The following is an 18999-nucleotide window of genomic DNA, read 5'->3' as shown; positions in this document are numbered from 1 at the left end:
TATAAAAAAAGAAAAGAAACTGTTGAGCGAAGTTTTGCAGATGGAAAAAATCTGCATGGACTTCGCTATTGTCGTATGCGTGGAAAGAAAAATGTTGAAGAACAATGTTTGTTAACAGCATCAGTTCAAAACATGAAAAAGATCGCAAGCGTTCTTAAGCGTAGAGAAAAGAACTCTATTCTTCTAAAATCAGATAATAATATTAAATTTTTATTACTCTCTAAATCAATTTTAACTAAATTCAGCTATAGAAAAACCCCCACTAAAAAATTAGTGGGGGTTTTTCATCAATCTCAAAATAAGTCTCTAATTTTTAATTAGAGACTTATTTCAGTTATACTTATTAAATTAAATCTATTAAGATAATTTCTGCTCTATCCTCTGTAGTTAATATTATTTGAGAAATATCTTCTATTTGGGCAGAATCGCCTTCTGTTAAGTGATAGTCACTATTTAAAGCTAAAGAGCCTTTAATAATAAACAAATATAATTTACGGTTATCTTTTAATGTATATGATAGCTCTCTATTAGTTTCTAAGGTAGCCAGATAGATATCGACATCTTGATTTATGTTTAAAGCCCCTTCTAAATTATGGCCTGAGACGATAGGAAGTAGCTTATTTAATTGCTCCTTTTTACTAAAGTTTTTTTCCTCCCGACTAGGCTTTATATCTTGGTCTTTAGATTCAAACCAAAGTTGAAGGAAGTGAACCTCTTCATCTTCAGAGTAATTATGCTCTAGGTGTTCAACACCACTACCAGCTGTTATTCTCTGTACTCCACCAGCATCTATCAATCCAACATTTCCAAGGCTATCTTTATGTCCTAACTTTCCTTTAATTACATAGCTAACAATCTCCATATTACTGTGAGGGTGCATATTAAACCCTTCACCTGCTTTAATAATGTCATCATTAAAGGCTTTTAATACACCAAAGCCTTGGTTAGTGTCCTTATCTTCTTGAAAGGAAAAGCTCAACTTACATTCAATCCAATCGCGTTTAACTGTATAGCGATTATCGGATAGGATTATTTTGATCATTATATTCTCCTCCATATGATTAATTATATTTATAGTAAAGTCGTCCCTTCTGAATTATCTAAGCATTTCGATATCAGAAAAGGACGACTTTGGTTATCTTTTCTTATAAATTAATCTATTAAACTACATTCAAACTATTTTCTTTATAACTATCTAATGAATTTACTACTCCTAAGCTCTCTTCAGGGTAAGCTTCTAAAGAATGAGTTGATAAATCTGAGCCTAGTTCTTCTTCAGAGGCAGACATTCTAAAGCCGATAGTCTTGTCGATAAGAAAGTAAACTAAAAATCCTCCTGCTAAAGCTACAACTATTGCTGAGACAGTTCCTAATAATTGAGAGATAAAGCTTAAGCCTCCCATACCTCCAAAGATCTTATGAGTGAAGATACCAGAAGCAATTCCACCCCAGCTTCCTACTAAACCATGTAATACAAAGACACCTAAAACATCGTCTACCTTAAATACTTCTGTCTCTATAGTAAACCCTTTAACGAAGATGATTGAGGCGATACCTCCAACAATAAAAGCAGCCAATGGATGATATAAGTTAGAACCCGCACAGACAGCAACTAAGCCAGCTAAAGCACCATTATGGATAAATACAGGATCATTTTTGGAGATTATCAAAGCTACTATTATCCCGCCAACCATAGCAAATAGAGAGTTGATTGCTACTAAGCCTGAGATGTCACCTAAATTTTGCGCACTCATTACATTAAATCCAAACCAACCAACAGCTAAGATCCAGCTTCCTAGAGCTAAGAAAGGTACATTACTGATTGGAATAGGATGGCTTTCTGTTTTGCTATATCTCCCTTTTCTTGCTCCTAAAATTAAGATTGCTGGTAACGCAAGCCATCCTCCAAAGGAATGGACAACGACAGATCCAGCATAATCGCTAAATTCAGCCCCACCAATAGACTTGATAAAACTTTGAAATACTGCAGAGTTTTGACCCCAGATCAATGATTCAAAGAAAGGATATAGTACTCCAGCAAAGATAGCTCCTGCAATCACTTGAGGCCAGAACTTTGCTCTTTCAGCAATTCCTCCTGAGATAATAGCAGGAATACAAGCTGCAAAAGTTAATAAAAAGAAGAATCTTACTAAACTAAAGCCCATATCAGTAGCCATTAATTGGTTAGCAGGTTTAATAAAGCTGATGCCATAAGAGATTGGAAAACCGATTAAAAAATACACGACAGTTGAAACTGCCCAATCGGTTAATATTTTTACTAAAGCATTTATCTGATTCTTTCTTCTAACAGAGCCTACTTCTAAAAAAGCAAATCCAGCGTGCATTGCAAAAATCATTATTGCTCCTAACAATAAAAATAAGACATTACTACTTTGGATTAAATTATTTAAAGTCATTTTGATTACCCCTTTATGTATTTTATTTTAACTATAAACAATTATAAACAACCTCACAATTGATGTCAAGTATTTTTACATAAACCTTACGTAAAGCTAACATTTGTCATTTTCTATCCTTTCTAGAGGTGATTGTTTTTAACTGTAGAATATATTTATTAAGAGTAGAGATTAAGGAGGAGTTAGATATGAGAAAGATAGAAGCAATAATTAAACCAGCAAAATTAAATGTGGTTAAAGATGCATTAAATGAGATTGGTATAAAAGGAATGACTGTAACAGAAGCTAAAGGTTTTGGAAGACAGAAGGGCAAGAAAGAGATTATAAGGGGAGCAGAGTATAAGGTTGATTTTTTATCTAAGGTTAAATTAGAGATTGTCTGTAAAGAGGAAGATACAGAAAAAATATTGGATATTATAATTGCTAATGCAAAAACTGGCGAGATAGGTGATGGTAAGATATTTATTTATCCAGTTGAAGAGGTTGTTAGAATTAGAACTGGTGAAAGAGGAGAAACTGCGATATAAATTTTAGGATTTTTTACCTGTGACGTATAGAAAAATAAAATCTTCATAGAAGATTATAATAGAGGATTAAAATTAAGGGGCAGTAATGCCTCTTTTTGTTATTTAATATATGAAATAAGCCTATTTAGTTTGATTTAATAGTACTAATTCTATATTATTTAAAAACTTTGGTTAGTAGTAAAAGAACTGATGTGATAGAGAGATATTGCGACACTTTTTATATTAAAATTTAACTAGTATAATGCATTAGTGATTTGATTTTTATTTTTTAAAAGGAAATTTATCACCTATCAAGAATTGATGTAGATAATAAATTAACAGAAGAGGGGATAAAATGAAGAATAAAGACAAGCTATTATTTATCTTAATCTGTACTATTATTCTAGTGTTTACAACAAATGCATTAGCGTCTGATACTGATTGGAAGTATTATGAGACAGATAGTTTTGTTATATTCTATCCTCAAGGTTATGAATGGCAAGCAGAAGAAGTACTTTATTATTTAGAAGAATATCAATCAGAAGTGAGGGAGGTTACAGGTAATGCTGGGCAATTGAAGACCACTGTGATAGTTCAGGATATGGGAAATGAGAGTAATGGAATGGCTGACCCTATTGCAGTCAAAGTAGATATTTATACCAATAATCCATCTACTTATTCAGCAATGAGCGGTATTGAGAACAATCAAAGCTGGCTAAGAAGTGTTAGTGTTCATGAGTTTACACATATAGCCCAGTTAACAAATTCCTCTGGATTAGCAGGAAAATTAAGTTATCTTTTTGGTAATATTTATTCCCCTAATTTAATTCCTTATATTCCTTTATGGATGGTTGAGGGGATAACTGTCTATCAGGAATCCCAGATTACTCCCTATGAAGGGAGGTTGAATACAGGATACTATGATGCATTAATAGCTACTAAGGCTAAGGAGGATAAACTACCATCTATTTCGGAGGCTACTTATCCTCATAGCCATTATCCAAGGGGGCAGTGGTATCTTTATGGTGGGGAGTTTTTTGAATATCTAGCCAAAGAGTATGGTGAAGACAAAATAGCCCAATTTTTCAAATTAAATGGTTCTGATACTTCAGCTCCTTATGGTATCTTCTTTCCTAGTTTAACGTTAGATAAGTCTGCTAGAGTAGTCTATGGTAAGAACTTTCCTCAGTTGTTTGAAGACTGGAAGGAAGAAGCAAAGCAAGATTATCAGAGTTGGCAGGTAGATGGTCAACAAGTTTTGGAGAATAAAAGTGGAAGAATCTATAATTTAGTTGCTGCATATAATAAGATATATTATTTGAAAGAGCTACGTTCTACTCCAGCTCCGTTTAATTCAAAGCTTAATTTAGTTTTGACAGAATATGATCCTAATAGTAATAAGGAGAAGCCTCTTCAAGTAATGAAATCCTCCAGTGCTACTTCTATACAAATAGTTGGGGATAAAATATATTACTCTTTACTTGACCTTGATAGAGGATTTGCAAATGTTAAGCAATCTGGTAGAGGTACTTTAGGGGTCTTATATAGTTATGATTTAGCTACAACTAAGAGTAATGAAATTTTTAGAGATGATTTTAAAGACTTTGTGGTTTTAGATACAGGAGAGATTATTTATAGTAAGGATAATAAGGAAGAATTTGGATCAGAACTTTGGAGATATAGCTCTACAGGTAAAGAGAAATTAGCTATAACAGAGGAGCTTATCAGTGAAATTACACATTATCAAGATAAGTTTATAGTAGTTGCTAAAAATAGGGTAGGTTCTTGGAATATCAGTTATTTAGAGCTAGAGAAAGATAAAGTCTCTTTAGACCCAATTATCAATACACCTTATACAGAAGAGTTTATCAAGGTGGTAGATGATAAGGTTTATTTTACAGCCAATTATGATGGTCATCATTCAGTCTACAGTTATGATTTATTATCTAAAGAGTTAGCTCAAATAACTACAGGTGCTTATAGTGTTGATGGAATACCTTATCAAGATAATTACTATTTTGTCAGTTTGACAGCAGATGGAGAAGGTATTTTTAGAAAGGATTTAGAGTTTAAATCTGTGACTATACCAGCAGTAGAAGAATTAAGAACTTTAAATATAGAATTTGATAGGAAAGTTAAAGAAGGTAGTGCTATATTTAAGAACTTAAGCTACTTATTTAAGCCATATATCAGATTTCCATTTTTGATGGGTGAGGATGCTTTGGGTAAAAATTATTATTGGATTAATTATTTCGATAACTTTTCCTTTACCTATGGAACCAAGTTGTTCAATTCTTTGAACCTAACAGTAAGTAACTTCGAAGATGATGAAGATGAGAATAAAAGAAGTACGGAGTTATCTTTAGATTATCCCCTTTATTCATCTAAGTTAAGTGGCTTATCATCAATTAATTTAGGCTATAGTACAGACTTTAATGAAGATTCAATTCCAAAATTAGCTGTCTCTTTCTCTTATCCTAGACAGGATATCTCATTATCTTCAGAGGTCAATCTAAAAGTTGATGGTAGTACTAATACAAGGTTTGATTACCGCTATATTTTTAATAATAGTAGTTTAGCCTTTAAGGCTAAGAGGTATGATAATTTTGATGGTAAAGAGAGTATTCGTTCCTTTGATATGGCAGAAGCTGATAATAGCTATCAGCTCAGTGGAGATTATATCCATAAGTTAATAGAGGTTAGAAATGGTTTATGGAGCCCTAATATCTTTTTTGGAGACATCTATGGGAGTGTTTTTATAGATTATACTCATGAATTAGAAGGTGATAATTATGATCTTTCTGGAGGATATGAATTTTTAGTTGAGATGGGTACCTTTAATTACCTTTCTTTAATACCTAGGTTAGGAATTACAACTGATGGAAAAGAGGTTAAAGGTTACTTAGGATTTAAGATTGAGCTTTAGGTTTATGAGATTAAAGTTTAATAATTCTATTGATAAGAAAAGCTATTTGGAGAACTCTTCAAATAGCTTTTCTTATCTTTTAGCATAAATAATCTATTTTAATTTAGACTAAATACTTAGAAACACAATTTTGACTTTGGTAAATATAATGAAAAAAAGAGGTGATGAATCTATGTTAAATATAAAAGAAGAATCTTTTAAGATAAAGGAGGATATTATTAAGGTTAGGCGAGAGATTCATGCCAACCCTGAATTAGGCTTTGAAGAGTGGGAGACTGCAAGGCTAGTAGCTGACTACTTAAGATCTTTAGGATTAGAAGTAGAAGAAGGGATAGCCAAGACTGGAGTTGTGGGCTTTTTAGAAGGAAAGAATAGGGACAAAGTAATTGCTATTAGAGCAGATATGGATGCCTTACCGATCAAGGAGCAGAATGAGTGTGAATATAAATCTCAGACTGAAGGTAAGATGCATGCCTGTGGACATGACTCCCATACTGCTATGGTCTTAGGTGTGGCCAAGTTACTGACTAAATTCAAAGACCAGTTAGAGGGTAGTGTGAAATTTATCTTCCAACCAAATGAGGAGCAGACTGAAATGCCTGGCGGTGCAGATACTATGATTGAAGAAGGGGTATTAGAAGACCCAAAGGTAGAAGCTATCCTTGGAATCCATGTCAATCCACAGCTAGAGGTAGGGACAGTTGGAATCAAAGAAGGTCCGATTATGGCTGCTACTGATAAGTTCAAGATAACCATCAAAGGTGAAGGTGGTCATGGTGCAGCTCCCCATGAGACTATAGATGCAATTATTATCGCTGCTGATATAGTCCAGAATCTACAATCGATAGTCAGTAGAAGAATCAGCCCAGTAGAACCAACTGTCTTGACAATTGGTAAATTATGTGGTGGTGAGAGCTATAATGTTATTGCTGATGAAGTTGAGATTGAGGGGACAGTTAGGACTGTAAATCCAGAGGTTAGAGATAAAGTCCCTTTACTAATGGAGCAGACTATCGATGGAGTTACTGATATCTTTGGTGGTGACTATACCTTTGATTATCAATTTGGCCATTCGGTCTTAGAGAATGATAAGAAGTTAACTGCTTTAATCACTCAAGTGAGTAAAGAGATAATTGGTGAAGATAATACAGTTATCTTAAAGAATCCACTGATGGCAGGGGAGGATTTTGCTAGTTATGCCAAAGAGATACCAGGTTTCTTCTTACATCTAGGAGTCAGTAATCCTGATAGAAAGGTTTATCCCTGGCATCATCCTAAGTTCAACCTAGATGAAGAGGCATTACCTATTGGAATGGCTATCTTAGCTGAGTCTGCTATGGAATATCTAAAGAAATAGTAAACCTAAGGGGTTTTTATCTTAAAGATATTATGAATTCTCCTACAATTTGACATAAAATTTAGAATAATATACCATATAAATATAGTAGTAATAATTACTGATATTAATAAATCATTCTTAAAAAGCTAACTATTCTTAAATAGCTAGCTTTATTCTTTTGTTAATCTAACTTACATGAGTATATTAAATTAGGATAAAAGAGGATTGTAATGGCTAATCCTAAAGTTAATGTAGAAAGTAATGAGAACAAGCTAAGGGAAAGAAGAAGGATGAATCTCAGCTATTTGGCACCTTCTTTGGTGTGTTTACACCAATTCTACTTACTATTTTAGGGGTAATAATGTTCTTAAGATTAGGTTGGGTGGTAGGTAATGTAGGGCTACTAGGTTCTTGGGGGATTATTCTTTTATCCTTTGGAATTACTACCTGTACTGCTTTATCTTTTTGTTCAATAACTACTAATATTAGAATTGGTGCTGGAGGTGCCTTTTTTGTTATCTCACAGTCTTTAAGACTTGAGGTTGGTGGAAGTATAAGAGTACCTTTATACTTATAGACCTTGGCTGTAGCAATGTATATCTTTGGTTTTCGTAGTGGATGGCAATGGTTATTTCCCAATCATCCAGCTATATTTATAGACTTGATTACATTTTTTGTCCTATATACTATTGCTTTTATCAATGCTAACTTTGCTTTTAAGATACAGCATTTGATTTTAGTAATTATAGGAATTTCATTACTAAGTGTAGGTATAGCAGCAGTTACTGGTTCTATGGAATTTGATATTCAATGGATGGGTAAATTTCCAGGTTCACCAGAGAATGATTTTTCAGGAATAGGATTGTGGACAGTATTTGTAGTCTTCTTTCCTGCCTCAACAGGGATTATGGCAGGAGCTAATATGTCAGGAGAGCTTAAGAACCCTCGTAAGAATATTCCTTTAGGTATAATGAGTGCTATCAGTGTCAGTGTAGCAATCTATCTTGCTTTAGCTTATTGGTTAGCCCATTCGGCATCGGTTTCAGAACTTACTAAGAACTATACAGTAATGATTGATAAATCTGCTTGGGGACCAGCAGTATTAATAGGGATCTTAGGAGCAACCTTTCATCTTTACTGAAGAGATTAGAAATAAAGGGATATTTGCTTCTTGGACAGTTATTACAGTAGCAGAGTTTAGTGAGAACTTAAAAGCTAGTATCCAGACCTTTGGAAGTACCTTCTTTAAACCAAATATTATCTTACTACAGATGCCAGAAGATCCAAAGCATGAAGAGGATATGAAAGATTATTGAAATATGCCGTCGAAATAAGATTGGAATATTATTGTTTGATGAGCATCCATTAGCTTAATAATTTATAATAAATCCAATAGTAGTTGATTTATAATTTAACTCTCTGGTATAATTTAATAAGTTAATAATTTAGGAGGTCGTTATGATGCAAGTCTTTAAAACAAGTGGAGTCTGTGCTAGAGAGATTAAATTTAAGATTAATGATGAAAATATTATTGAAGAGGTAGAATTTATTGGGGGGTGTAGTGGTAACCAGTCAGCTATTGCAGCTTTAGCAGAAGGTCAAACAGTTGAGTATGTGGCTGATAAATTAGCAGGAATTGAATGTCGTAATGGAACTTCTTGTCCTGACCAACTAAGTAAGGCTTTGAAAGATTTGGTATAAGCAATTTTGAAAAATCTGTTGACAAATGACGAATAAATTGATATGATACTAATAACTTAAATAAGTAACTCTTATCGAGAGAGGTGGAGGGACCGGCCCAATGAAACCCAGCAACCCCCCTGAAAGGGGAAAGGTGCTAATTCCTGATAGATAAGAGAAGACGGTAAAACTTCTTCTCTTGCAAGAGAAGAAGTTTTTTAATGCAGATACTTAATTAAAAAAGTATAAGTAACAAGTTTTTGATAGCTACTTATCAGTCATTACTTGTTACTCGTTACTGTCATTAAACTTCTAAGCTAGAAGTTTAATGACCATATAAATTCTTATCAAGAGAGGTGGAGGGACTGGCCCGATGAAGCCCGGCAACCACCCCAGCAAAAGGGGAAAGGTGCCAATTCCTGATAGATAAGAGAAGGGACTAAAAAATTATATCCCCTCTTCTCTATTAGGTAGAAGAGGGGAATTCTTTTAATAAGGAGAGTAGGAAGTATTATGATTAAGATTAATAATTTAACAAAGGTTTATCATAGTAAGGATAAACAAGTAGTGGCTTTTGATAATATTAATCTAGAGATAGATGAGGGAGAGATCTTTGGAGTAATTGGACCAAGTGGTGCTGGCAAGAGTACTTTAATCCGTTGTCTTAACCTACTAGAGATGCCGACATCAGGAGAGGTAATTATAGATGGTCAGGACATTACTAAATTAAGCACCCATAAATTACGTGAAGCAAGAAAAGAGATGGGGATGATTTTTCAAAGGTTTAATCTACTTAAATCAAGGACTGTAGCTGATAATGTAGCTTTTCCCCTAGAGATCGCAGGTAGGAGTAAAAAGGAGATTGCTCTTAAAGTAGCAGAGCTATTAGAATTGGTTGGTCTTGCTGATAAAGCTAATAACTACCCTAGCCAGCTCAGTGGAGGGCAACAGCAGAGGGTAGGGATTGCTAGAGCTTTGGCAAATAACCCAAAGGTATTGCTCTGTGATGAGGCTACTTCGGCCTTAGACCCAGAGACTACCCACTCTATTTTGGAGCTATTAAAAGAGATTAATGATAAGTTGGGGATTACTATTGTAATCATAACCCATGAGATGGAAGTAATTAAAGAGATATGTACCAAGGTAGCAGTCTTGGATAAAGGAACTATTGCTGAGCATGGTGATGTGATCGATATCTTCACCAATCCTCAGGCAGCGGTTACTAAGAAATTTATTGAGAGAGTAATCAATGCCAATGTCCCAGAGGAATTATTATCTAGGGTAACTGTTGTCAATCCAGATAAAGGTAGATTGGTCAAAGTATCCTTTATCGGTGAATCAGCAGGAAAGCCAATGATCTCAGAGCTGGTGCATAATTTTGCAATTGATGCTAATATACTTTACGGTAATATAGATAAGATTCAAGGAACACCCTTTGGAACATTAATTATTGAATTAACTTGTGAGAATCCAGCGTTAATTGAGGATGGGATTAATTATCTAGTTAAAGAGCTAGAGGTTAAAGTGGAGGTGATTGAGGATGAAAGAAGTGTTCTCTCTTTTAATTAAAGATAGTGGACTTTTATGGGAAGGAATCTTACAGACATCATATATGGTGTCAATCTCGATGCTTTTAGGAGCTTTATTTGGAATTCCTCTAGGAGTAGGAGTAGTTGTCACTGAAGAAGGTAATATTTTAGAGAATAAAGCTATAAATTTAATATTAAGTACATTTATAAATATCACCCGTTCTATTCCCTTTATTATCTTGATGGTAGCCTTAATCCCTTTGACTAGGATGATAGTAGGAACTTCGATTGGGACCTCAGCAGCTGTTGTCTCATTGACCATTGGAGCTGTTCCTTTTATAGGAAGGATTGTAGAAGGAGCTTTAAAAGAGGTTGATGGTGGTGTTGTAGAGGCTGCTCAAGCAATGGGAGCAAACCCTTGGGAGATTATTAGTAAGGTACTATTACCAGAAGCTCTACCATCTTTGGTCTTAGGATTAACAATTACTGCTATTAGTTTAATTGGTTATTCGGCGATAGCAGGGGCTATTGGAGCTGGTGGATTAGGAGATATAGCAATCCGCTATGGATATCACCGTTTCCAAACTGATATTATGATTAAAACAGTTGTCTTATTGGTTGTGATAGTTCAAATCATTCAAAACTTAGGAACTTATCTAGCAAGAAGGTTAGACCACTCGTAATAATTAGTAAACTATAATTAAAAGTATTTATTAATCAAACTGATAGCTTTTAATTGTATAATATAAATCATAAATTTTAAATTAATAATTTGAGGAGGAGAGAAGATGAAAAGAAATTTACTTATTTTAATATCTGTATTATTGGTAGGACTATTAGTAGTTGGATGTGGAGGTAGCAAAGAAGCTAGCGTTAAGGCTGATAAGATTGTGGTAGGGGCTACACCAGTACCCCATGCTGAAATCTTAAATGATGTAGTTAAAGAGTTATTAGAGAAGGAAGGAATTACTTTAGAGATTAAGGAGTTTACTGATTATGTTACTCCAAACTTGGCATTAGCAGATGGGAGTATTGATGCAAACTTCTTCCAGCATGTTCCGTATCTAAGTAACTTTGCTGAAAAGAGAGGTCTAGACTTAGTCTCTATCGCCAAGGTTCATGTAGAGCCAATTGGACTTTATTCAAAGGAGATTTCTAAATTTGAAGAGTTAAAAGATGGTTCAGTAATCGCTATTCCTAGTGATGCAACTAATGAAGGAAGAGCATTATTATTATTAGAATCTAAGGGTCTTATTAAGTTAAGTGAGCAAGCTGGTTTAACAGCTACTCCAGTGGATATTGTAGAGAATCCAAAAAATTTAGAATTTAAAGAGCTAGAAGCAGCTCAATTACCAAGAGTATTAAAGGACGTTACTGCTGCTATTATTAATACTAACTATGCTCTAGAAGCTGATTTAGTACCTACAAAGGATGCACTTATTATTGAAGGTAGTGAATCACCTTATGCTAATATCTTAGCTGTAAGAACAGAGGATAAAGATGATAAAACTCTACAAAAATTAGTAGAAGCATTGAATTCTCCAGAAGTTAAGCAGTATATTGAAGATAAATATAAAGGTGCTATTGTACCTGCATTTAATTAAGTATAACCTATTGGCTACTGACTATTAGTTGGTAGCCAATAATATTATAAGACTATAAGATTATAAGTTTGGGAGGAGTTATCTATGAAGAAGAATATCAGTATTTTTATAACTTTATTGGTTGCTGTAATAGCATTGACTGGTTGTGGTACAAAGGAAGCCAGTATCGATAAGAAGATAGTAATTGGGGTAACCCCTGTTCCTCATACTGCTATCTTAGAGAATGTAGTTAAACCGATTTTAGCTAAAGAAGGAATTACGATAGAGATAAAAGAGTTTACTGACTATGTTACTCCAAATTTAGCTTTAGCAGATGGAAGTATCGATGCCAATTACTTCCAGCATATACCTTATTTGAATAACTTTAAAGAGAAGAGAGGTTTAGATTTAACTGAGGTTACTAAGGTTCATATTCCACCTACTGCTTTATATTCTGATAAGATAAGTAGTTTAGAAGAGTTAGCAGCAGGGAGTTTAGTAGCAATTCCTAGTGACCCAACCAATGAGGGAAGAGCATTATTACTATTAGAAAGAGCAGGTCTGATTAAATTAGCTGATACTGTAGAATTAACAGCTACCCCTGCTGATATTGTAGAGAATCCAAAGAGTTTAAAGTTTAAAGAGCTAGAAGCCGCCCAATTACCTAGAATCTTAAAGGATGTTAATGCAGCAGTGATTACTGCTAACTATGCGATTGAAGCAGGATTTAAACCAGCTGAAGATGCAATTATCAAAGAAGATGCTACTTCTCCTTATGCCAATGTCTTAGCAGTAAGGACAGAGGATAAGGATAATCCTGTAATTAAGAAGCTAGCAGAAGCCTTAAACTCTCAAGCGGTGAAAGACTTTATTATTGAAGAGTATCAGGGGAACATTATTCCTGCTTTTTAATATATTAATGTAATAGATAACTAGTAACGTGGGACAAGCAAAGATTTTTCTTGTTACTGGTTGCCTGTCACTTGTTACCGAATAATTTCCTTGCAACTCTCTTCTAATTGGAATATAATATTAATTAAGAAAAAGTGAATAATAAGTTTATCTTCAGGGCAGGGTGAAATTCCTGACCGGTGGTAATAGTCCACGAGCTGTTAAGCTGAACTGGTGAAATTCCAGTACCGACGGTATAGTCCGGATGAGAGAAGATGAAGTGATTATATAGTAGAGTATTTAAGACCCTGAAGATTAATCTTTGGGGTCTTTTTTTTTATTAATAATTTAAATGAAAGGAGAGAAGGGGTATGGATTTGAAGAAGATGACTAACATTGGAGTGTTATCGGCATTATCTTTGATTCTGATGATTACTATTAAGTTCCCAATTATCCCAGTAGTACCTTACTTACTTTATGAAGCAGGTGATCTACCGATTTTAATTATAGCTTTTCTTTATGGTCCTGGGTCTGCTGTAGGAGCTACTCTAATCTTATCAATTTTAATGTTTATCTTTGTAGGGCTGGGAGGACCTTTTGGTGCCTTTATGCATTTTTTAGCAACAGGAACTCTAGTCTTTGTTGCAGGTTATATTTATCATCAGAATCGAACCCAAAAGACTGCCGTTTATGGTTTGATTGCAGGTTCTATAGCTATGACTGTTATTATGGCATTTGCCAATGTTTTATTGACACCTATATTCTATGGTATTCCTCGTCAAGAGGTATTGAAGGTCTTGGTACCAGGAATAATCCCTTTTAATATTACTAAGGCGTTTATTAATTCTGGGTTGACCTTACTTGTTTATAAGAAACTGGCTGAATTTTTGAAATCAAAAGGGGTATTATATTCATTGAATAACTAAAAATTTAATCTTAAATAAAAACCTTAAGTAAAACTTAAGGTTTTTATTTTGTCTATAATTAGAATATTAAGGGGGAATTAAAAGACTTATATAGAATATAAAAGTTAATAATATATAAAAAGGAATGGTGCATTATGACAGAAGAGATGAACAATGTAGAGCTTGAGAATAAAGGGATGGATAATGTAGTAGATTCACAAAGCTTACAAGAAGAGTACTTATTTATTAACTGTAAATTTAATTATGGTGGAAGAATAAAGAACTATGGCTTTATTAATCTTGTTATAGATATTAAAGCTAAGTCTCTGATTAAGGTTAGTGCACTTTTGACTTCAGATAGGGATATTTGGGATATAAATCTTCATATTAGCTTCTTTAAAGATGAATTAGATGAATTTATTGAAAAATCTGCTTCCACAGAGGATAATGAATTGAGATTAAAAATCAGGGATAGTTTAGATGTAGCAGGCCTAATTGAGGCTAACAGAGATGAAGCAGTTGAAAGAATACTTAAAGAGACTATTGAAAATATAATGCAAGAAGCAGTTACTTTAAATTTAGTCATTGAAAGAGTCAACAAAGAGGAATTAAAGGTTACTTATCCTAACTTATTTACTAAAACAGAGGACTTAGATGATAAAGAGAGTAAAAATTATAAGAATAACAATCTAGATGGAACTACTAATAATGGAAAGTTGAATATGGATATTAAATTACGTTGTAATCCTGTTATTTCTCCTGTAAAGGGAAAAAAGGTTACTGAGCTAAATCTAGGTGATGAGATAGTAGTTAAGGTAAATGATGATAGAGATGTTTCAAAGGATATAGTTGAGATGTTAGAAAAGAATGAAGATGGTGATATAATAGGATTGATTCGTGAAATTAATTATAATGAAGAATTAGATCGATATAATATTGTGGTTCAGTTTAGGTCTAGTATATTTGGGGAATTAGTTGTTGAACCAGAATTGAAGATAAAATACAATCAAGCTATTAATGAAGAGCTAGAGAATGGAAAGAAAGAAGCAATGGAGCTTGACCAGAATATGTTGATAATAGGTATCTTTGCAACTATAATGATTATCTTAATATTTGGAGCTGTAATATTCTATACTTAATTCTCTATAGTATAGGTATCGAAATAAATAATATTTTGAAGACATAGACCTATATCAGATATAGTAAGATTTATATAGTTGCCCAAGTTGGATTGGAGGTATAATCATGAAAATAACTTTTTTAGGTACTGGTACATCCCATGGTGTTCCAGTAATTGGGTGTGAATGTCCTACATGTATTTCAGAGGATTCTAAGAATAAACGTTATCGTTCTTCAATTTATATAGAAGTTGATAATACTTCTTTATTAATTGATACTCCTCCTGAATTAAGGTTGCAGTTATTAGAGAATAATATTAGAAAGGTTGATGCAGTACTCTTTACTCATCCCCATGCTGACCATTTAATGGGCTTTGATGATTTAAGGGGGATTAATCGTTTGCAAAGCAGTAGTATTCCTTGTTATGGTAATAAAATGACTATAGAAGAGATAGAGAAGGTCTTCTCTTATATCTTAAATCCAATCCAAATAGGTGGAGGTATTCCACAGGTAACTTTACACAAGGTCAATACGGAGTTTGAGATTAATAGTAACATAATTACACCTATCCCAGTTAAACATGGAGGTTTAGATATCTTTGGTTACAGAATAGATAAATTCGCCTATTTAACTGATTGTAGTTATATACCAGAGAATAGCTTTACATTATTGGAGGGTATTAAGTTACTAGTAATAGATGCTTTACGTTATAGATCCCATTCCACCCATATGAATATTGAAGAGGCTTTGAAAATAGCAGATAGATTAGGGGTTTCTAAAGCCTACTTTACCCACTTATCCCATGATTTAGAGTATAATAAGGTTAATAGTGAATTACCTGACCATGTTAAACTTGCTTATGATGGTTTGCAACTAGTTATAAACTCTAATTAGGAATAAAAGAACCAATAAATAAGTCTGTTAACAGACTTATTTATTGGTTCTTTTACTTCTTTCTTCTTTAATTGCTTTATTAATCTTTGCTAAAGATAAAAGTGTAGTACCATTAGCCATGGCAGTTCTTTTTGAATAGCCTGCTCTAATTGCTGATTTCTCAATATTGTAGTCCTTCAAATATTCTATTACAAATCTTTTTTGACGTTTATTTAGTGGATTTGATTCCTTTCCTTTTAATTTACCCCATTTTTCTCTTACAATAGTATCCTCAGGAAACTCCTCTTTTTCTATTTTTGATTCTGAGAAGTTCTTATCCAGAGTGATTTTTCTTTGAAGTAGTTTAGATAAATAGTATAGAATCTTTTTTAACATTCAAATCTCCCTCCTTAGAAAATATATATTCTAGAAAATATATCAATTATTACAGTACAATCGTTTTAGTGGTGTTAGCCTCCTATTTTAAAAATTTTAGTTGTACCTCTGCTTATGATTAAAGTTTCTCATATTTCTAAGTTTAGAATAATAACTTTATAGGGGAGGTAAGGCAGGGGATGAAGTTTGAGAAAATAGGTGTTAGTACCGATTGATTAGCAGTGCTTATAGCCTTTACTTTATGTCCTTTAGTTAAATTTGGATTAATAGCTAATATACCTTGGTGAAGGGAGGAATAATTATGTCTGTTATAGAATTAACAGAGAAGGGTAAGAATAGTTGCTTAGATAATAATTTAGTTCTTAAACTATTATATAGTCTCGTGAACTTAGACTGAAATTTTCCAGTATTAATCTTGCCCAAAAAGATTTATAATTAAGATAACTTATATATAAAGGAGCTATTATAAATGGGCAGAAAATTCATTGAAGTTAAAACATTACACAGATATACTATTGAAGAATTACAACAATTAGCCTCTGAAACTTCAAGTAAATATACTAATTCTGTATTAATGGCAGTTATTATGTGTTATAACGGCGTTGATACTACAATAATCATGGATACTTTAGGAAAATCTCGATCTACTATTACAAGGTATATTAATCAATGGAACGATAGTCCTTTAAATATAATTGACCAACGTGGTGGTAATATACCAAGTGAATTAACAGTAGACATCATTAAGGATATTAAATATATAGTTGTAAATAAAAAACCTAATGATTTTGGTTATATCCAAAATGTATGGACTAGTGCTTTACTTGCTAAATATGTTGAAGATAAATATGGCCCTAAATATTCTTCTTCAATGATTAGAAAATTACTTAAAAAGTTAGGATTCAGTTATAAAAGAGGACTTTATAAACCTACTAAAGCAGATCCTGAATTACAAAAAGAGTTTAAAAAAAAACGAAAAATTTACTAGATATCATTGAACCTCTTTCCGATATATCTTTTTGGGCTTTAGATGAAACAAATGTTCTCTTAGAATCAAATAATTATTATAGTTGGAGTCCTAAAGGACAACCAACTATAATTGAAAAGAATGGAACACGTAAAGGTCTTAATATCATAGGTGCTACTGAAGTATTAAGAGATTTCTATTTCCTCTATGAAAAATATAAAAAAGGAACAAAAGATTCTATTTCAATCTGTGCTACAGAAATTATTTCTTTTTTAGAAAAATTATTAGAATATGACCATCAAAGAGGTATAGAAAAAACTTTTGTACTTTTAGATAATGCTAGTATTCATAGAGCAGATCTAGTAAAGAAATTTGTTCGCAAAAATAAAGATCATTTATTTCTATTATTCCAACCTCCATATTCTCCTGAACTTAACCCTCAGGAGAATATGTGGAATTGGATGAAGAAGTTTTTATCTAATAAGTCTGCTTATACATCCATTGAAGAATTATCAAACCAATTGAAGATATTTTCTGATTATACTAATAGTAACCCTGAAAAGATAAAACAACGTGCAGGTGCTAGGAATTATTTTGGATAAATTTCATTTTAGATTCACAAATCTATATAGATATCCAATCCTAAAGTGAAATAAAAACAAAAGAATTATTAGCGACGGATTAACACGAATTAAGAGCAAATAATAACTATTATTTAAATTAATCTTTTACAGCCCAAGGCTACTTCCTCAGTCAATAAGAAACATCTTCTTTAGGGCGTCTGTGCTAATCTGTGGCAAAAATAAAGTTTTAAATTTCTTCTTAGAGTTGTTGACCTATAATAAATTAATTTGGTTAAACCATTAATCACAAAAATAAGAATAGTAATTATAATTTAAGATATAATAATTGATGAGGTGAGAAAATGGTAATTGGGATAGAAATAATCAGTTCTAAAGGATATGATTATTTTAAAATGGTTATTAAAAATTCCATTAGTATATCTGACTTACAAAAATCTTTGCAAGTACCTGAAAAGTATCATATTTTAGTTAATGGATTCTATGAATTAGATGATTATCAAGTTAGACCTTATGATCAAATCTCTTTTATAGTCAATCCAGTAATTACAGAAGTAAAAAATATTAATTAGGAGGCAAATAATGAATTTATTTTGGTTATTAGCTGTATCATTACTACCTGGTCTACTATGGGTTTATTACTTTTATCGTAAAGATAGATATGAACCAGAACCTGCTAATTTAGTTATAAAAGCATTTATCTACGGGGCTCTAGCTGTTATTCCAGTAGGATTAATAGAAGCTCCTTTTGCCAAGCTGATTTCAAACCCACCAAATCTATTAACATTACTACTTGTAACAATAGGTATAGTTGGTTTGGTAGAAGAGACTGCTAAATTTGCTGTAATTAGATATACGATATATAATTCCGATGAATTTGATGAAGTAGTTGACGGTATTATTTATTCAGTGGCTGCTGGACTAGGTTTTGCTGCTTTAGAAAATTTATTATATACCTATGTTTTTGGATTTCAAGTTGGAATTATTAGAGCAGTAGTTACTAGTTTAATCCATGCTTCCTTTTCAGGTATTATGGGTTATTATTTAGGAAAGGCTAAATTAGAATCAAAACCTTCTTTAATATGGACTGGTCTATTACAAGTTGCCATCTTACATGGTCTTTATGATTTCTTGATTATCAGTGGTTTTGTCTCTAATTATATTGTCTATGGTATGGTAATTGCCTTATATATATATTTAGTATCTTTAATTAATCGTGCTGTAGAATTATCACCCTTCAAACAAGACGAACAATAATTTATAGAAAATAAATATTATTAGTTTTTT

21 protein-coding genes, 1 pseudogene and 3 riboswitches are annotated in these 18999 nt (G+C 32.7%); of the genes and pseudogenes, 19 read left to right on the top strand and 3 right to left on the bottom strand.

From position 1 onward, the window contains the following. Nucleotides 1-321: transposase (locus U472_RS17150; RefSeq protein WP_245684732.1), on the top strand; the 321-nt coding region annotated here is incomplete at its 5' end. Between the two features lie 22 nt (nt 322-343). Here the strand turns inward: U472_RS17150 and U472_RS03860 are convergent. Further along, a complete protein-coding gene (locus tag U472_RS03860) occupies nt 344-1042 on the bottom strand; it encodes a pirin family protein (RefSeq protein ID WP_068715704.1) in 699 nt (232 codons plus the stop codon). Nucleotides 1043-1160: 118 nt separating this feature from the next. Continuing rightward, entirely contained in the window at nt 1161-2417 is a 1257-nt protein-coding gene (locus tag U472_RS03855) for an ammonium transporter (protein ID WP_068715702.1), read from the bottom strand. Nucleotides 2418-2605: 188 nt separating this feature from the next. On the opposite strand from U472_RS03855, the gene U472_RS03850 reads away from it, so the two are divergent. The 14 genes and pseudogenes from U472_RS03850 to U472_RS03790 all read left to right on the top strand — a co-directional run bounded on the left by U472_RS03850 (nt 2606) and on the right by U472_RS03790 (nt 15789). Then, entirely contained in the window at nt 2606-2944 is a 339-nt protein-coding gene (locus U472_RS03850) for a P-II family nitrogen regulator (protein ID WP_068715700.1), read from the top strand. A gap of 334 nt (nt 2945-3278) precedes the next feature. After that, nucleotides 3279-5849, top strand: coding sequence for a hypothetical protein (locus U472_RS03845; protein ID WP_068715698.1), 2571 nt, complete (start codon nt 3279-3281; stop codon nt 5847-5849). 172 nt (nt 5850-6021) lie between these two features. After that, nucleotides 6022-7206, top strand: coding sequence for a M20 metallopeptidase family protein (locus tag U472_RS03840; protein ID WP_068715696.1), 1185 nt, complete (start codon nt 6022-6024; stop codon nt 7204-7206). A gap of 212 nt (nt 7207-7418) precedes the next feature. Further along, entirely contained in the window at nt 7419-7541 is a 123-nt protein-coding gene (locus U472_RS17350; protein WP_281201055.1) for a hypothetical protein, read from the top strand. A gap of 8 nt (nt 7542-7549) precedes the next feature. Further along, nucleotides 7550-8329 (top strand): annotated as a pseudogene (locus U472_RS03830) (hypothetical protein). Next, nucleotides 8319-8504, top strand: a complete 186-nt coding sequence (locus U472_RS17625; protein WP_425415764.1) for a hypothetical protein — start codon at nt 8319-8321, stop codon at nt 8502-8504. Before U472_RS03830 ends, U472_RS17625 begins: the two are co-directional and overlap by 11 nt. A gap of 145 nt (nt 8505-8649) precedes the next feature. Next, a complete protein-coding gene (locus U472_RS03825; RefSeq protein WP_083189735.1) occupies nt 8650-8889 on the top strand; it encodes a TIGR03905 family TSCPD domain-containing protein in 240 nt (79 codons plus the stop codon). A 68-nt stretch (nt 8890-8957) separates the two neighbouring features. Beyond that, a riboswitch (SAM riboswitch) is annotated at nt 8958-9046 on the top strand. Between the two features lie 163 nt (nt 9047-9209). Next, a riboswitch (SAM riboswitch) is annotated at nt 9210-9301 on the top strand. A gap of 80 nt (nt 9302-9381) precedes the next feature. After that, on the top strand, nt 9382-10437 hold the full coding sequence (locus U472_RS03820; RefSeq protein ID WP_068715688.1) for a methionine ABC transporter ATP-binding protein: 1056 nt from the start codon (nt 9382-9384) through the stop codon (nt 10435-10437). Then, on the top strand, nt 10409-11080 hold the full coding sequence (locus U472_RS03815; RefSeq protein WP_068715686.1) for a methionine ABC transporter permease: 672 nt from the start codon (nt 10409-10411) through the stop codon (nt 11078-11080). The genes U472_RS03820 and U472_RS03815 overlap by 29 nt, the downstream gene beginning before the upstream one ends. 105 nt (nt 11081-11185) lie before the next feature. Next, entirely contained in the window at nt 11186-12001 is an 816-nt protein-coding gene (locus U472_RS03810) for a MetQ/NlpA family ABC transporter substrate-binding protein (RefSeq protein ID WP_068715684.1), read from the top strand. A gap of 84 nt (nt 12002-12085) precedes the next feature. Further along, nucleotides 12086-12892 carry a MetQ/NlpA family ABC transporter substrate-binding protein gene (locus tag U472_RS03805; RefSeq protein WP_068715682.1) on the top strand — a complete coding sequence of 269 codons (807 nt, stop codon included), beginning with the start codon at nt 12086-12088 and terminating at the stop codon, nt 12890-12892. Between the two features lie 145 nt (nt 12893-13037). Beyond that, nucleotides 13038-13152: riboswitch (FMN riboswitch) on the top strand. A 90-nt stretch (nt 13153-13242) separates the two neighbouring features. Continuing rightward, nucleotides 13243-13797: an ECF transporter S component gene (locus tag U472_RS03800; RefSeq protein ID WP_068715679.1), complete on the top strand. Its 555-nt coding sequence runs from the start codon at nt 13243-13245 to the stop codon at nt 13795-13797. Between the two features lie 134 nt (nt 13798-13931). After that, nucleotides 13932-14915: a hypothetical protein gene (locus tag U472_RS03795; protein WP_068715678.1), complete on the top strand. Its 984-nt coding sequence runs from the start codon at nt 13932-13934 to the stop codon at nt 14913-14915. A gap of 106 nt (nt 14916-15021) precedes the next feature. Continuing rightward, nucleotides 15022-15789, top strand: coding sequence for an MBL fold metallo-hydrolase (locus tag U472_RS03790; protein WP_068715675.1), 768 nt, complete (start codon nt 15022-15024; stop codon nt 15787-15789). 36 nt (nt 15790-15825) lie between these two features. On the opposite strand, the gene U472_RS03785 is transcribed toward U472_RS03790, so the two are convergent. Then, nucleotides 15826-16164: a terminase small subunit gene (locus U472_RS03785; protein ID WP_068715673.1), complete on the bottom strand. Its 339-nt coding sequence runs from the start codon at nt 16162-16164 to the stop codon at nt 15826-15828. A 469-nt stretch (nt 16165-16633) separates the two neighbouring features. Between U472_RS03785 and U472_RS03780 the strand changes: the two genes are divergently transcribed. From U472_RS03780 to U472_RS03770, 4 genes are all read left to right on the top strand, one after another. Then, nucleotides 16634-17152 (top strand): helix-turn-helix domain-containing protein, encoded by a 519-nt coding sequence (locus U472_RS03780; RefSeq protein WP_068715671.1) that lies wholly within the window; start codon nt 16634-16636, stop codon nt 17150-17152. Between the two features lie 2 nt (nt 17153-17154). Then, nucleotides 17155-17733 carry an IS630 family transposase gene (locus U472_RS16110; RefSeq protein ID WP_083189734.1) on the top strand — a complete coding sequence of 193 codons (579 nt, stop codon included), beginning with the start codon at nt 17155-17157 and terminating at the stop codon, nt 17731-17733. Between the two features lie 323 nt (nt 17734-18056). After that, nucleotides 18057-18284 carry a ubiquitin family protein gene (locus U472_RS03775; RefSeq protein ID WP_068715668.1) on the top strand — a complete coding sequence of 76 codons (228 nt, stop codon included), beginning with the start codon at nt 18057-18059 and terminating at the stop codon, nt 18282-18284. Nucleotides 18285-18294: 10 nt separating this feature from the next. After that, complete coding sequence (locus U472_RS03770) at nt 18295-18969, top strand: PrsW family intramembrane metalloprotease (protein ID WP_068715667.1); 675 nt, start codon at nt 18295-18297, stop codon at nt 18967-18969. Nucleotides 18970-18999: the final 30 nt, after the last annotated feature.

It is taken from the genome of Orenia metallireducens (assembly GCF_001693735.1).
Taxonomy (GTDB): domain Bacteria; phylum Bacillota; class Halanaerobiia; order Halobacteroidales; family Halobacteroidaceae; genus Orenia; species Orenia metallireducens.
This window is presented reverse-complemented; position numbering and strand designations above follow the sequence as displayed.